We start from the raw sequence: 14,447 nt of genomic DNA, 5'->3' as shown, positions 1-14,447 counted from the left end.
GTGAGAATGTGCGGGCTGTCGACGTTGATGGCCCGGGATGGGAGGTAGCCAGCAATTAGTGGGCCAGCTGGAGCAGACGCTTCTACCACGCCCGCGCTCTGGCGTACCGTGCGCACCCTGCGCACCATGCGGTGGCAACTTCACACCCGCTGGCGCTATGCTGGGGCAAATTCCAGCATGAGCAACCGCCCTTTCCCCATGCCCCAGGTGATCCTCAAGACCCCCGCCCAACTCGAGCTGATGCGCCGGGCCGGCCAGTTGCTGGCCCAGGTATTCGCTGACCTCGACAACTTCATCCGCCCCGGCGTGACCACCCTGCAAATCAACGACCGCGCCGAAGCCTACATTGTCGAAACGCTCAAGGCCCGGCCTGCGAGCAAGGGCCAGTACGGGTTCCCCTACTCGCTCAATACGTCGGTGGACCATGTGGTGTGCCATGGCATGCCCAAAGCCGACGAGGTGCTTGAGGAAGGCTCGATCGTCAACGTCGACATTACCCTGGAACAGGGCGGCTACATCGCCGACGCCTCGAAGATGTACTGCATTGGCACCATCAGTGACGAGGCCCGCCGCCTGGTCGACACCACCTATGCAGCGCTGTGGAAAGGCATCGAGCAGGTGCGCCCAGGGGCCACGCTGGGTGACATCGGCCACGCCGTGCAGGCCCATGCCGAGGCCGCGGGCTACAGCGTGGTGCGCGAATACTGTGGGCATGGTATCGGCCAGCAGATGCATGAAGCACCGGAGGTGTTGCATGTGGGCCAGCGCGGCATGGGCATGAAGCTCAAGCCAGGCATGGTGTTCACCATCGAACCGATGATCAACCAGGGTGGGCGCGGCACGCGCGAACTGAAAGATGGCTGGACGGTGGTTACCCGCGACCACAGCTTGTCGGCGCAGTGGGAGCACACGGTGGCGGTGACGGACGACGGTTTCGAAGTGCTGACGTTGCGTGAAGAAGAACGCCGGGGCTGAAACTGAAGCGCTCTGCGGGCTCTTGAAGCATACAGGCACAAAAAAAGCGACCCTAGGGTCGCTTTCTTTGTAACTTCCGGGTGTTCAGTGGGCCCTGGAAGTTGAATATGGCGCAGCGGACGGGACTCGAACCCGCGACCCCCGGCGTGACAGGCCGGTATTCTAACCGACTGAACTACCGCTGCGCTATACATCGAGTGGTGGGTGATGACGGGATCGAACCGCCGACCCTCTGCTTGTAAGGCAGATGCTCTCCCGGCTGAGCTAATCACCCATGTCTCTCGGTGTGGCGCGCATTCTACGGGCGACTTTTCGCTCTGGCAAGCCCTTATCGAAGTTTTTGCGCATTTAAATCAGGCACAGAATTTCAGGCAAAAAAAAAGCGACCCTAAGGTCGCTTTCTTTTTAACTTCCGGGTGTTCAGTGGGCCCTGGAAGTTGAATATGGCGCAGCGGACGGGACTCGAACCCGCGACCCCCGGCGTGACAGGCCGGTATTCTAACCGACTGAACTACCGCTGCGCTATACATCGAGTGGTGGGTGATGACGGGATCGAACCGCCGACCCTCTGCTTGTAAGGCAGATGCTCTCCCGGCTGAGCTAATCACCCATGTCTCTCGGTGTGGCGCGCATTCTACGTACGCCCCTGCACCCTGGCAAGCACTTTTTAAACTTTCTTCAAAAAAAACCTCAGGCCTTTCAAAGACCTAGCGTTGCCAGGCGTTTTCTTGCGCCATTAACCACTGCTGGCCCTCTGACAGGGTTGGCCTGGGAGCACTGCTCGGAGAATAATGCCCGCCTTATGCATTAATGAGAGATTGCCCCGCATGTGGTTCAAGAACCTGCTGACCTACCGCCTGACCCAGGAAGTACCGTTCGAGCCTGAAGCGCTGGAGGCCGCCCTGGCCAGCAAGCCGGCCCGCGCCTGTGCCAGCCAGGAGCTGTCCACCTATGGTTTCATCGCACCGTTCGGCAAAGGCGAAGACGCGCCCTTGGTGCATGTCAGCGGCGAGTACCTGCTGATTGCCGCACGCAAGGAAGAACGCATCCTGCCAAGCAGCGTGGTCAATGACGCCGTGAAGGAAAAGGTCGAAGAGATCGAGACCGAGCAGATGCGCAAGGTCTACAAGAAGGAACGCGACCAGATCAAGGATGAGATCATCCAGGCCTTCCTGCCGCGCGCGTTCATCCGCCGCTCGATGATTTTCGCTGCCATTGCCCCGCGTCAGGGTGTGATCCTGGTCAACTCGGCCAGCGCCAAGCGTGCCGAAGACCTGCTGTCGACCCTGCGTGAAGTGATGGGCTCGCTGCCAGTGCGCCCAGCCACGGTAAAAATCGCACCGGTTGCCACCATGACCGACTGGGTCAAGTCGCAACAGGCTGCTGAAGGCTTCTACGTGCTGGACGAGTGCGAACTGCGCGACACCGCCGAAGACGGTGGCATCGTGCGCTGCAAACGCCAGGACCTGACCGGCGAAGAAATCCAGCTGCACCTGAGCACCGGCAAGGTGGTTACCCAACTGGCCCTGGCCTGGCAGGACAAGCTGTCGTTCATCCTCGACGACAAGATGGTCATCAAGCGCCTGAAGTTCGAAGAGCTGCTGCAGGAGCAGGCCGAACAGGACGGTGGCGATGAGGCGGCCCAGCAGTTCGACGCCAGCTTCCAGCTGATGATGATGACCTTTGCCGAATTCTTGCCGGTGCTGTTCGAGGCCCTGGGTGGCGAGGAGATTCCGCAGGGGGTCTGATGCAGTTCGAAATGCCGGTGCTGGCTTGGGAGAAATCCCTGGACAGTGCTGGCCTCTTCGCGGGCTTGCCCGCTCCCACAGGTACAACACAGGGCCTGAATACTGTGATGTACCTGTGGGAGCGGGCAAGCCCGCGAAGAGGCCAGTGAAATGCCTGAAGCCATAAATAGAAAAGGAATTGACCCATGCGTGCCCTCGCCGCCCTCAGCCGCTTTGTCGGCAACACCTTCGCCCTGTGGGTGCTGGTGTTCGCCCTGCTGGCTTTCCTGCAACCGCAATGGTTCATCGCCTTGAAGGTAGCCATCGTGCCGCTGCTGGGGCTGGTGATGTTCGGCATGGGCCTCACCCTCAAGCTCGACGACTTCGCCGCCCTCGCCCGCCAGCCCTGGCGGGTGATGCTGGGGGTGGTTGCGCACTTCGTGATCATGCCGGGCATGGCCTGGCTGCTGTGCCAGCTGTTCCAGCTGCCGCCGGAAATTGCCGTGGGGGTGATCCTGGTTGGCTGTTGCCCCAGTGGCACGGCCTCCAACGTGATGGTCTGGCTGTCTCGGGGCGACCTGGCCCTGGCCGTGGCAATTGCTGCCGTCACGACCCTGCTGGCGCCACTGCTGACCCCTGCCCTGATCTGGTTCCTGGCCTCGGCGTGGCTGCCGGTGTCCTTCATGGACATGTTCTGGTCGATCCTGCAACTGGTGATGCTGCCGATCGTGCTGGGCGTTATCGCCCAGCGTTTGCTCGGTGCCCGCGTGCAGGCGGCTGTGCAAGTGCTACCGCTGGTGTCGGTGGTGAGCATCGTGATGATCGTGTGCGCAGTGGTGGCGGCCAGCCAGGCAAAAATTGCCGAATCGGGACTGCTGATCATGGCAGTGGTAGTGCTGCACAACAGCTTTGGCTACTTGCTGGGGTACCTGACCGGCAGGCTGTGCAAACTGCCACTGGCCCAGCGCAAGTCACTGGCGCTGGAGGTGGGCATGCAGAACTCGGGGCTGGGGGCGGCATTGGCAGCGGCGCATTTTTCGCCCCTGGCAGCGGTGCCCAGTGCATTGTTCAGCGTTTGGCACAATATTTCCGGGGCTCTGCTGTCGACCTGGTTCCGGCGCATGGGTGAGCCCGGGGAGCAGGCTGAAGGGGTGGAACAGGCCAGGCATCGAGGGTGACGCCAGGCTTGCCCTGAAACCTGCAGGTGTGCACTATAGTGCTCACTGTGAGGACGACCTCACGACGCACCGCGTGATCATTACGGGGACGGCCCCATCATTCACCACGATGGAGAAGCACCATGTCCTGGATCATCCTGTTCTTCGCCGGCCTGTTCGAGGTCGGCTGGGCCGTAGGCCTCAAATACACCGACGGCTTCAGCAAGCCACTGCCCACCGTACTCACCGTCGCCGCCATGGCTATCAGCCTCGGCCTTCTGGGCCTGGCCATGAAGGAGTTGCCGCTGGGCACTGCCTACGCCATCTGGACCGGGGTGGGTGCCGTGGGCACGGTAATCGCCGGCATTATTCTTTTCGGCGAATCCATGGCCCTGGTACGCCTGGTTAGCGTGGCGCTGATCATCACCGGCCTGGTCGGCCTGAAGGTCAGCGCCAGCTGATCCCCTCCCCTAGCGCAGGTTGCCGCGCAAGCGGCTGACCTGCTCACGCAGGGCCTCTGGCTGCGCCGCCTCCACCGGGATGGCGGCACCGGCCACGATGGTCACCCGCGACCACAACCGCTTGAAGAAGCCTTTGCGTGGGTCGCGGCTGAAGAAACTGCCCCACAAGCCCTGCAAGGCCAGCGGAATCACCGGCACCGGGGTTTCTTCAAGGATGCGCTTGACGCCCCCCTTGAACACATCGATTTCACCATCACCGGTCAGTTTGCCCTCCGGGAAGATGCACACCAGTTCGCCGTCGGCCAGATACGCGGCAATGCGCGCGAAGGCCTGCTCGTACGTGGCCTGGTCTTCATTGCGCCCGGCAATCGGGATGGCCCCTGCGGTACGGAAGACAAAGTTGAGCACCGGCAGGTTGTAGATCTTGTAGTACATGACAAAGCGGATCGGCCGGCGGATCGCCCCACCCAACAGCAGCGCGTCGACGAACGAGACATGGTTGCACACCAGCAACGCCGCACCCTGGTCGGGAATGCGCTGCAGGTCACGGTGCTGCACGCGGTACATCGAATGGCTGAGCAGCCAGATCAAGAAGCGCATGGTGAACTCGGGCACGATCCTGAAAATGTAGGCGTTGACCGCGATATTGAGCAGCGACACCACCAGGAACAGCTGGGGGATGCTCAGCTTGGCCAGGCCCAGCAGGAGGATGGTGAGCAGTGCCGACACCACCATGAACAGGGCATTGAGGATGTTGTTGGCCGCGATTACCCGGGCGCGCTGGTCTTCGCCGGTGCGGGCCTGAATCAAGGCATACAGCGGCACGATATAGAAGCCGCCGAACACCCCCAGCCCCATGATCGACAGCAGGATCCACCAGGCCTGGCTCATGCCCAGCAGCGCCAGCCAGTCATGCGGCGCAGCGGCCGCTGGCACATCGCCAGAGTGCCACCACCACAGCAGCCCGAACAAGGTCAGGCCGAACGAGCCGAATGGCACCAGGCCGATTTCCACCTTGCGCCCGCTGAGTCGTTCGCACAGCAGCGAGCCCAGCGCGATGCCCACCGAGAACAGCGTCAGCACCAGCGTTACCACGGTGCCGTCACCGTGCAGCCAGTCCTTGGCGTAGGCCGGAATCTGCGTAAGGTAGATGGCACCGACAAACCAGAACCACGAGTTGCCGACGATCGAGCGGGACACTGCCGGCGGCTGGCCCAGGCCCATGCGCAGGATCACCCAGGATTGCTTGAAGATATTCCAGTCCAGCGGCATGTTCGGCGAGGCCGCGGCTGCCCGCGGGATCCAGCGGCTGGCCAGGTAGCCCAGCACCGCAGTGCCGACCACCCCCCCGGCCACCACGGTGGCGTAGCTGTCGGCCGACATCATCACCCCGGCGCCGATGGTGCCTGCCAGGATGGCAAGGAAGGTGCCGGTTTCGACCAGCCCGTTGCCACCGACCAGCTCTTCTTCACGCAGGGCCTGGGGCAGGATGGAATACTTCACCGGGCCGAACAGCGCCGAATGCGTGCCCATGCCGAACAGCGCCACCAGCATCAGCGCCAGGTGGTTGGTGATGAAGCCCAGGGCGCCGACCGCCATGATCGCGATCTCGGCCAGCTTGATGGCGCGGATCAGCGCGTCCTTGGCAAACTTTTCGCCAAACTGCCCACCCAACGCCGAAAACAGGAAAAACGGCAGAATGAACAGCAAGGCACACAGGTTGACCCAGATCGACCGGTCACCCTCGCCCAGGCTGAGCTTGAACAGGATCGCCAGGATCAGCGACTGCTTGAACAGGTTGTCGTTGAAGGCACCCAGCGACTGAGTGATGAAAAACGGCAGGAAGCGCCGCTTGCCGAGCAAGGTGAATTGCGAGGAATGACTCATCGTCCTTGGTCCTGATGGCTTTTCAATTGGAGGCGCGCCGGGCGCACCAAGCCACAAATCTGCATGGGAAAGGCAGCGGCTGGCAAGCGCAGGGGCAGAACCCGCCACGCTCAGCGGGTCGATCGCGCCCGGCAGGCGCTCATTCGAAACCGAACAAAGCCCGCGCGGTATCCACCAGCAGGGCCTGGCGCAGCTGGGCCGAGCAACCCAAGGCCTCGAACTGCTGCACTGCAGTGGCAAAGCTGATCGTCGACTCATGCTGGGTATGCGGCCAATCACTGCCCCACATCAAGCGCTCGGCGCCGTAGTGCGCTTCCAGCGCGCACAGTGCCGAGCGCGCGAAGGCCAGATTCTCGTCCGGCGCCCCCGCCAACCGGTAGATCCCCGACACCTTCACCCAAACCTTGCCCTGCCCGCCCAGGGTCAACAGTTCGGCGAACCCGGGCTGGCCCAGCCCACGGCGGGCATCGGGGCGGCCGAAATGGTCGATGACGATGTTCAGGCCATAGGGTTGTAGCGCGCGGACCAGTGCCGGTATGTCCGCCACCTGCCGGTGCAGTTCCAGGTGCCAGCCTTGTTCGCCAACGCGTTCGAGCAGCGGTCGCCAGCGGCCACTGGCCAGGTCCGGCAGGGTCTGGCCCATCAGGTTCAGGCGCACACCACGCACGCCTGACCGGGCCATGTCGGCAAGGGTGTGTGGCTCGACATCGGGCGCCAGCATCACCACCCCGCGCAGTTGCTGCGGCACCGCCTGCAGGGCGCTGAGCAGGTAGCGGTTGTCGGTGCCGAGGAAACTCGGCTGCACCAGCACGCCATGGCTGAAACCATGGGCCAGCAGCTGGCCCAGGTAGTCGCCCAGCGGCGCATCGTAATCAGGGGCATAGCGCCGCTCACTGGCCAGCGCCAGCCCACGGCTGAAAACGTGGGCGTGGCTGTCGATCGCGCTCAGGTGTAAAGGAGGTACGTCGGGCATGGCTCTCATACAGAAAAGTCAGGTTATTTGGCAACTGCCCCGGCGGTGTGCGGCGCCGTGGCATTTTCGAGGGTGCGCCCGCGGGTCTCCGGCAAGCACAAGGCGGCGATCACCGCCACGCCATAGGCGATGCCAGCGTCGATACCAATGGCGCTGCCCAAGGACATCGACTCGCTCATGTGGCCGACCAGGAACGGGAACACTGCCGACAGTACGCGGCCGAAGTTGTAGCAGAAGCCCACCCCGGCACCGCGCACCTCGGCCGGGTACAGTTCATTGAAAAACGCCCCCAGACTGGCCGGGATACCGGCGGCGAAAAAGCCCAGCGGGAAGCCGAGGAACAGCATCTGCGTGTTGGTCAGCGGGAAGAACACATAGGCTTGTACGGTCAGCACGCAGCACAGGGCGAACAGCAGAACATTCTTGCGCCGGCCGATGCGGTCGATCAGCAGGCCGCTGACCACGCAACCGCACCAGAAGGCCAGGATGATCACCGCCAGGTAAGCACCGGAGTTCAGCACCGACAGGTTGCGCTCGGTTTTGAGGAAGGTCGGCAGCCAGGTCATCACCGCGTGGTACCCACCATGGGCGCCCAGGCCAAGCAGGCCGCCCAGCAAGGTCACGCGCAACAGCTGCGGGCGGAAGATGCCGGCCATGGAGTGCAGGAAGCTGGCAGGGATGGCATTGGCGTTGTGCAGGCGCTGGAAGCTGTCCGGCTCGGGCACGTTGCGGCGTACCCAAAGGATCAGCAACGACGGCAACAGGCCGACGAAGAACATCACCCGCCAGGCAAATTCCTGCGGCACCAGCGAGTAGATCAGCATGAACAATGCCACCGCCAGGCCCCAGCCCACGGCCCAGGCGCTCTGTACCGTGCCCATGACCTTGCCGCGGTATTTCGGGTTGATGGTCTCGGCCATCAGCACGGCGCCGGCAGCCCACTCGCCGCCGATACCGAAGCCTTGCATGGCCTTGACCAACAGCAAGGGGTAAAAACCGGTGACGAACGCCGAGAGGAAGGTGAAGCATGAGAACCAGAGGATCATCCACTGCAGGGTCCGCACGCGGCCGTAGCGGTCGGACAAGGTGCCACCCAGCCAGCCGCCGATGGCCGAAGTCACCAGGGTCAGGCCACTGATCAGGCCGGCATCGCCTTTGCTCAGGGAGAACGCGGCGATCAGCGCCGGGATGGCCAGGCCGAACATCTGCACTTCCAGCGCATCGAGCGACCAGCCGCCGAAACAGGCCCAGAATGTCTTGCGTTCCCGCGAGGTGATCTGGCGATACCAACTGAACATGATTGTTATCCTTCTAGTGTGTGCCTGTGACCGCCAGGCAAGCGAAGCCACCGCGCCGCGTGTGCACGGCGCAGAGGGAAACGGGGTGCAGCCGCCGGCTTAGCGAATGTCGATGCGGTAGCGGAAGTGCTGCGCATGGCCGCGTGAGCGGCGCCATTCCAGCGGCTTGCCGGCGTAGTCCCGGGCCAGGCGCTCGATCACCACCACCGGGCTGCCGGCCGGCAGTTGCAGCAAACGGCCATGCGCCGCGTCAACCGCTTCGGCGGTGAGGGTTTCTTCGGCGTAGGCGACCACCTGGCCGCACAGTGCTTCGTAGAGGGGGTACAGCAGCGGCCCCTCGCTGTTCAGGTCGACCTCCAGCAACGGCTGGAACGTCTGGCGCGGCAACCAGATTTCTTCGGCCAGTACCGGCTGGGCGCCGAGCAGACGCGTACGGACAATTCGGATCACCTCGCTGTGAACCGCCAGGCCCAGTGCTTCGGCGACCGCCGAAGGCGCGGTCATCGGCTCGATGGCAAGAATGCGGCTTTCAGGCACCGCGCGCTGGCCATTGGCGGCTTCGAAGCGGAAGAACCGGAACAGCGAAGACTGGAATTGCGGGCGGCGCACGAAGGTACCGCGCCCCTGCTGACGCTCCAGCACGCCTTCAGCCACCAGTACGTCCACGGCTTTGCGCACGGTGCCGACTGACATGTCGAACTCGGTGGCCAAGGCAGCCTCAGTCGGGATCGCTTCGCCTGGGCGCCAGCGGTTGTTGGCAATCTGCTCAAGCAGGTGGTCGCGCAGTTGTTGGTAACGAGGCAGTCGAGCATCACCGGACAGTGGGCGCATGGGTCTCGCTCTCTTGTTGTTATATAAACATATATATGAATTCTGGAGGCAGTATTCCCCGCGTATGCCGGGCTGTCAATCCTCCGCCTGTCGCGGTTCTGAGGCGTGAGCTGCCTTGCTGGCGACAGGGCCGGTACCGGTCAGCGAAGCCGGGCCCTGCGACCACGCGCCACTGCGACCATCGTCGGCGCTGACGAAGCGCCACCAGCGTGCCAGACTGGTAGATCGGGACCGCGTTATCTTATTGCTTCGGAGTTTTCATGTCGTTGTCCAGCGGGCTGATCGCCGTGGTCGCCCTGGCCTATATGGCCATCATGTTCGCCATCGCCTTCTATGGCGACCGCCGCAGCACGCCGTTGCCGCCCAAGCTGCGTGCCTGGGTGTACAGCCTGTCGCTGGCCGTGTACTGCACCAGCTGGACCTTCTTCGGCGCCGTTGGCCAGGCCGCCGAACAACTGTGGGCGTTCTTGCCGATCTACCTGGGCCCGGTACTGCTGCTGATTTTTGCGCCTTGGGTGTTGCAGAAGATGGTGCTGATCAGCAAGCAGCAGAACATCACCTCGATCGCCGACTTCATCGCCGCACGCTATGGCAAGTCGCAGACCCTGGCGGTGGTGGTGGCGCTGATCTGCCTGGTTGGCGTGCTGCCCTACATCGCCCTGCAGCTCAAGGGCATCGTGCTGGGCGTGAACTTGCTGATCGGCGCCAGTGCCGACGCCACCGGCACACGCGTCCAGGACACCGCGCTGGTGGTGTCGCTGGTATTGGCGCTGTTCGCCATCGTGTTCGGCACGCGCAGCCTGGACGTGACCGAACACCACCGTGGCATGGTCCTGGCCATTGCCTTCGAATCGCTGATCAAGCTGCTGGCCTTCCTGGCTGTGGGCATCTTCGTGGTGTTCAACTTGTATGACGGCTTCGGCGACCTGTTCAGCCAGGCACGCCAGTCGATTCAGTTGCAGGATTACTGGCAGGAGACCATCAATTGGCCCTCCATGGTGGTGCAGACCGCCGTGGCGATGATGGCGATCATCTGCCTGCCGCGGCAGTTCCACGTTACCGTGGTGGAGAACATCGAACCACAAGACCTGCGCCTGGCCCGCTGGGTGTTCCCCCTGTACCTGGGGCTGGCTGCCCTGTTCGTGGTGCCGATTGCCCTGGCCGGGCAAATGCTGCTGCCAGGGGCCGTGATTTCCGACTCGTTCGTGATCAGCCTGCCGCTGGCCGAGGCCCACCCGAGCCTGGCGCTGCTGGCGTTCATCGGCGGCGCCTCGGCAGCCACCGGCATGGTCATCGTCGAGGCCGTGGCACTGTCGACCATGGTCTCCAACGACATGCTGCTGCCCTGGCTGCTACGCCGCAACAATGCCGAACGGCCGTTCGAAGCCTTCCGTCACTGGATGCTCTCGGTGCGCCGGGTGACCATCGTGGTGATCCTGCTGCTGGCCTATGTCAGCTATCGCCTGCTGGGCTCGACCGCCAGCCTGGCAACCATCGGCCAGATCGCGTTTGCCGCCGTGACCCAATTGACCCCGGCCATGCTCGGCGCGCTGTACTGGAAGCAGGCCAACCGCCGCGGTGTGTTTGCCGGCCTGGCTGCCGGTATCTTCCTGTGGTTCTACACCTTGGTGTTGCCGATTGCCGCGCACAGTGTGGGCTGGCCCCTGCAGGTGTTCCCAGGGCTGGCTTGGCTGCACGGCAACCCGCTGAACCTGCCAATCAGCCCCCTGACCCAAGGCGTGGTGTTGTCGCTGGCGGGCAACTTCACCCTGTTCGCCTGGGTGTCGCTGCTGTCGCGCACGCGGGTGTCCGAACATTGGCAGGCTGGCCGCTTCATTGGCCAGCAGACCAGCGCCCGGCCCAGCAGCAAGCCGCTGCTGGCGGTACAGATCGACGACCTGCTGACCCTGGCATCGCGCTTTGTTGGCGAAGAGCGCGCCCGGCAGAGCTTCATCCGCTTTGCCTACCGCCAGGGCAAGGGCTTCAACCCCAACCAGAACGCGGACGGCGACTGGATCGAACACACCGAACGGCTGCTGGCCGGCGTGCTGGGCACCTCGTCGACCCGCGCGGTGGTCAAGGCGGCCATCGAAGGCCGCGACATGCAGCTGGAAGACGTGGTACGCATCGCCGATGAAGCCAGCGAAGTCCTGCAGTTCAACCGCGCCCTGCTGCAGGGAGCAATCGAAAACATCAACCAAGGCATCAGTGTGGTCGACCAGAACCTGCACCTGGTGGCCTGGAACCGCCGTTACCTTGAGCTGTTCAACTACCCGGAGGGGCTGATCAGTGTCGGCCGGCCGATTGCCGACATCATCCGTTACAACGCCGAGCGCGGGTTGTGCGGCCCCGGCGAAGCACAGGTGCACGTGGCGCGCCGCCTGCACTGGATGCGCCAGGGCCGTGCGCACTCGTCCGAACGGCTGTTCCCCAATGGCCGGGTGATCGAGTTGATCGGCAACCCGATGCCCGGGGGCGGGTTCGTCATGAGTTTCACCGACATCACGCCGTTCCGCGAGGCCGAACAGGCACTGCGCGATGCCAACGAAGGCCTGGAGCAACGGGTGGCCGAGCGCACCCATGAACTGTCGCAACTGAACCAGGCCTTATCCGAAGCCAAGAGCCAGGCCGAAGCGGTCAGCAAGTCCAAGACCCGCTTCCTGGCTGCAGTCAGCCATGACCTGATGCAACCGTTGAATGCTGCACGGCTGTTTTCCGCCGCCTTGTCGCAGCAGGCCGAAGGCATGAATGAAGAAGCCCGGCAGTTGGTGCAGCACATGGACAGCTCGCTGCGCTCGGCAGAGGAGCTGATCAGCGACCTGCTGGACATCTCGCGCCTGGAAAACGGCAAGATCACGCCAGACGCCAAGCCCTTCGCCCTTACCGAACTGTTCGACACCCTCGGCGCCGAGTTCAAGCTGCTGGCTGCCGAGAAGGGCCTGGAATTCCGCCTGCGCGGCAGCCGCCTGCGGGTGGACAGTGACATGAAGCTGCTGCGCCGGGTGCTGCAGAACTTTCTTACCAACGCCCTGCGCTATGGCAAAAGCCCGATTCTGCTGGGGGCACGGCGCCAGGGCGGTCGGCTGTGGCTGGAAGTCTGGGACCGCGGCCCAGGCATCGCCGACGACAAGCTGCAGGTGATCTTCCAGGAGTTCAAGCGCCTGGACAGCCATCAGACCCGTGCCGAAAAGGGCCTGGGCCTGGGCCTGGCGATCGCCGACGGCCTGTGCCGGGTGCTCGGCCACCCACTGGAAGTGCGTTCATGGCCAGGCAAAGGTACGGTGTTTCGGGTCAGTGTGCCCATCGCCCGCCAGGCCGCGCCGGCACAGCCCGCCCCGCTGGAACAGGCGAGCCAGCCGCTGGCAGGCTTGCAGGTACTGTGCGTAGACAATGAAGACAGCATTCTGATCGGCATGAACAGCCTGCTCAGCCGTTGGGGTTGCCAGGTGTCTACTGCGCGTAACCAGGCCGAATGCGCCGCCTTGCTGGACCACGGCCTGCGCCCGCACCTGGCGCTGGTGGACTACCACCTGGACGACGGCGAGACCGGCACCGGGCTGATGGGCTGGCTACGTGCGCGGTTGGGTGAACCCGTACCGGGTGTGGTGATCAGTGCCGACGGCAGCAAGGAAACCATTGCCCTGGTGCATGCGTCCGGCCTCGACTACCTGGCCAAGCCGGTCAAGCCTGCGGCCCTGCGCGCCATGCTCAATCGCCATCTGAGCCTGGTTCAGTAAGCGCTTGATCGGCCACCGCCGCGTCGGCCAGCGCCCGTTCCAGCAGGTCGGGCGGCAGGCTTTTGCTGGCGCGGGCGCCGAGCAACTTCAATTGCTCGCTGCGGCTTACCAGGTTACCGCGCCCCTCGCACAACTTGTTGCGCGCCGCAGCATAGGCTTTGTCCACCTGTTGGAGGCGACTGCCCAGCTCGTCCAGGTCCTGGATGAACAGGACGAACTTGTCGTATAGCCAGCCGGCCCGCTCGGCGATCTCCCGGGCGTTCTGGCCTTGGCGTTCCTGCTTCCAGAGGCTGTCGATCACCCGCAACGTCGCCAGCAAGGTCGTGGGGCTGACGATCACGATCTGCCGGTCGAAGGCTTCCTGGAACAGGTTAGGCTCCGCCTGCAGGGCCGCCGAGAAGGCCGCCTCGATGGGCACGAACAGCAACACGAAGTCGAGGCTGTGCAGGCCTTCGAGGCGGTTGTAATCCTTGCTCGACAAGCCTTTGACATGGCTGCGCAGCGATTGTACATGCTGCTTGAGCGCGGCCTCGTCATTGCTGGAAACGAACTGCTGGTAGGCCGTGAGGCTGACCTTGGCGTCCACCACCACCTGCTTGTCGCCCGGCAGCATGATCAGCACATCGGGCTGGAAGCGCTCGCCATCAGCGCTCTTCAGGCTGACCTGGGTCTGGTACTCGCGGCCCTTCTCCAGGCCGGCATGCTCCAGTACCCGCTCGAGAATCAACTCGCCCCAGTTGCCCTGGGTTTTCTGCCCCTTCAGTGCCTGGGTCAGGTTGGTAGCTTCGTCGGACAGGCGCAGGTTGAGCTGTTGCAGGCGCTCCAGCTCCTTGCCCAGCGAGAAGCGCTCCCGGGCTTCCTGCTGGTAGCTCTCCTCGACCCGTTTTTCGAACGACTGGATGCGTTCCTTGAGGGGGTCGAGCAAGTGGCCAAGGTGCTGCTGGCTGGTCTGGGCAAAGCGCTGCTCACGCTCGTCGAAGATCTTGGTGGCCATTTCGGCGAACTGGGCACGCAGGGTGTCACGGGCTTCTTGCAGGTCTTCCAGGCGTTGCTGGTGGCTTTCCTGCTGTTCGCGCAGTTCAGCCTCCAGGCGTGCGCTCTGCGCCTCCAGGCGGCGCAGTTCGGCTTCGCGGTTGGCGCGTTCGAGGTGCCAGGCATGGGCGGCGTCGCGGGCGTTGTCGCGGTCGATCTGCAGCAACTCCAGCTCACGGCCCTGGGCGGCCAGCTGGCTCTGCTTGAGGGTATTGGCTTCGCTGAGGTCGCTGATTTCGTCGCGGCTGGCATCCAGCTGCGCTTGCAGCCCGGCCTGGGCCAACTGGGCGGCGTTGAGGCGCTCCTCCAGCAATGCCTGCTCGCCCTGCCGTGCCCCCTGACGGCGCTGGAGCTGCATGATCCACCCCA

The 14,447-nt window shown here is 63.7% G+C and carries 10 protein-coding genes and 4 tRNA genes; 5 read left to right on the top strand and 9 right to left on the bottom strand.

The window, feature by feature from the left end; genetic code table 11:
- The first annotated feature begins 177 nt into the window (after positions 1-177).
- The gene (gene map, locus FPB55_RS06080; RefSeq protein WP_225624710.1) at positions 178-975 is read left to right on the top strand and encodes a type I methionyl aminopeptidase; all 798 of its coding nucleotides are present in this window, start codon (positions 178-180) and stop codon (positions 973-975) included.
- A 108-nt stretch (positions 976-1,083) separates the two neighbouring features.
- Here map and FPB55_RS06075 read toward each other — a convergent pair.
- From FPB55_RS06075 to FPB55_RS06060, 4 genes are all read right to left on the bottom strand, one after another.
- Positions 1,084-1,160 (bottom strand) — tRNA-Asp (locus FPB55_RS06075).
- 13 nt (positions 1,161-1,173) lie between these two features.
- A tRNA-Val gene (locus FPB55_RS06070) sits at positions 1,174-1,249 on the bottom strand.
- A gap of 170 nt (positions 1,250-1,419) precedes the next feature.
- A tRNA-Asp gene (locus FPB55_RS06065) sits at positions 1,420-1,496 on the bottom strand.
- A gap of 13 nt (positions 1,497-1,509) precedes the next feature.
- A tRNA-Val gene (locus tag FPB55_RS06060) sits at positions 1,510-1,585 on the bottom strand.
- A 217-nt stretch (positions 1,586-1,802) separates the two neighbouring features.
- Between FPB55_RS06060 and rdgC the strand changes: the two genes are divergently transcribed.
- From rdgC to sugE, 3 genes are all read left to right on the top strand, one after another.
- On the top strand, positions 1,803-2,723 hold the full coding sequence (rdgC, locus tag FPB55_RS06055; protein ID WP_009686222.1) for a recombination-associated protein RdgC: 921 nt from the start codon (positions 1,803-1,805) through the stop codon (positions 2,721-2,723).
- A 185-nt stretch (positions 2,724-2,908) separates the two neighbouring features.
- The gene (locus FPB55_RS06050; RefSeq protein ID WP_115293526.1) at positions 2,909-3,880 is read left to right on the top strand and encodes a bile acid:sodium symporter family protein; all 972 of its coding nucleotides are present in this window, start codon (positions 2,909-2,911) and stop codon (positions 3,878-3,880) included.
- Between the two features lie 122 nt (positions 3,881-4,002).
- Positions 4,003-4,320, top strand: coding sequence for a quaternary ammonium compound efflux SMR transporter SugE (gene sugE, locus FPB55_RS06045; protein ID WP_009686221.1), 318 nt, complete (start codon positions 4,003-4,005; stop codon positions 4,318-4,320).
- A 9-nt stretch (positions 4,321-4,329) separates the two neighbouring features.
- On the opposite strand, the gene FPB55_RS06040 is transcribed toward sugE, so the two are convergent.
- The 4 genes from FPB55_RS06040 to FPB55_RS06025 all read right to left on the bottom strand — a co-directional run bounded on the left by FPB55_RS06040 (position 4,330) and on the right by FPB55_RS06025 (position 9,309).
- The gene (locus tag FPB55_RS06040; RefSeq protein WP_144187749.1) at positions 4,330-6,207 is read right to left on the bottom strand and encodes an MFS transporter; all 1,878 of its coding nucleotides are present in this window, start codon (positions 6,205-6,207) and stop codon (positions 4,330-4,332) included.
- Positions 6,208-6,346: 139 nt separating this feature from the next.
- Positions 6,347-7,180 carry an amidohydrolase family protein gene (locus FPB55_RS06035; protein ID WP_144187747.1) on the bottom strand — a complete coding sequence of 278 codons (834 nt, stop codon included), beginning with the start codon at positions 7,178-7,180 and terminating at the stop codon, positions 6,347-6,349.
- Between the two features lie 23 nt (positions 7,181-7,203).
- The gene (locus FPB55_RS06030; RefSeq protein ID WP_144187745.1) at positions 7,204-8,478 is read right to left on the bottom strand and encodes an MFS transporter; all 1,275 of its coding nucleotides are present in this window, start codon (positions 8,476-8,478) and stop codon (positions 7,204-7,206) included.
- A gap of 99 nt (positions 8,479-8,577) precedes the next feature.
- Positions 8,578-9,309 (bottom strand): GntR family transcriptional regulator, encoded by a 732-nt coding sequence (locus FPB55_RS06025; protein ID WP_144187743.1) that lies wholly within the window; start codon positions 9,307-9,309, stop codon positions 8,578-8,580.
- Positions 9,310-9,569: 260 nt separating this feature from the next.
- Here FPB55_RS06025 and FPB55_RS06020 point away from each other — a divergent pair, with 260 nt between their 5' ends.
- Positions 9,570-13,046: a PAS domain-containing hybrid sensor histidine kinase/response regulator gene (locus tag FPB55_RS06020; RefSeq protein ID WP_009686216.1), complete on the top strand. Its 3,477-nt coding sequence runs from the start codon at positions 9,570-9,572 to the stop codon at positions 13,044-13,046.
- On the opposite strand, the gene rmuC is transcribed toward FPB55_RS06020, so the two are convergent.
- Positions 13,018-14,391, bottom strand: a complete 1,374-nt coding sequence (gene rmuC / locus FPB55_RS06015) for a DNA recombination protein RmuC (protein ID WP_178097534.1) — start codon at positions 14,389-14,391, stop codon at positions 13,018-13,020. The two genes, FPB55_RS06020 and rmuC, sit on opposite strands and share 29 nt — an antisense overlap.
- Positions 14,392-14,447: the final 56 nt, after the last annotated feature.

It is taken from the genome of Pseudomonas sp. BJP69, from assembly GCF_007633355.1.
Classification (GTDB): domain Bacteria; phylum Pseudomonadota; class Gammaproteobacteria; order Pseudomonadales; family Pseudomonadaceae; genus Aquipseudomonas; species Aquipseudomonas juntendi.
The sequence above is the reverse complement of the archived record's forward strand: the minus strand, read 5'-3'. Positions and strand labels throughout refer to the sequence as shown.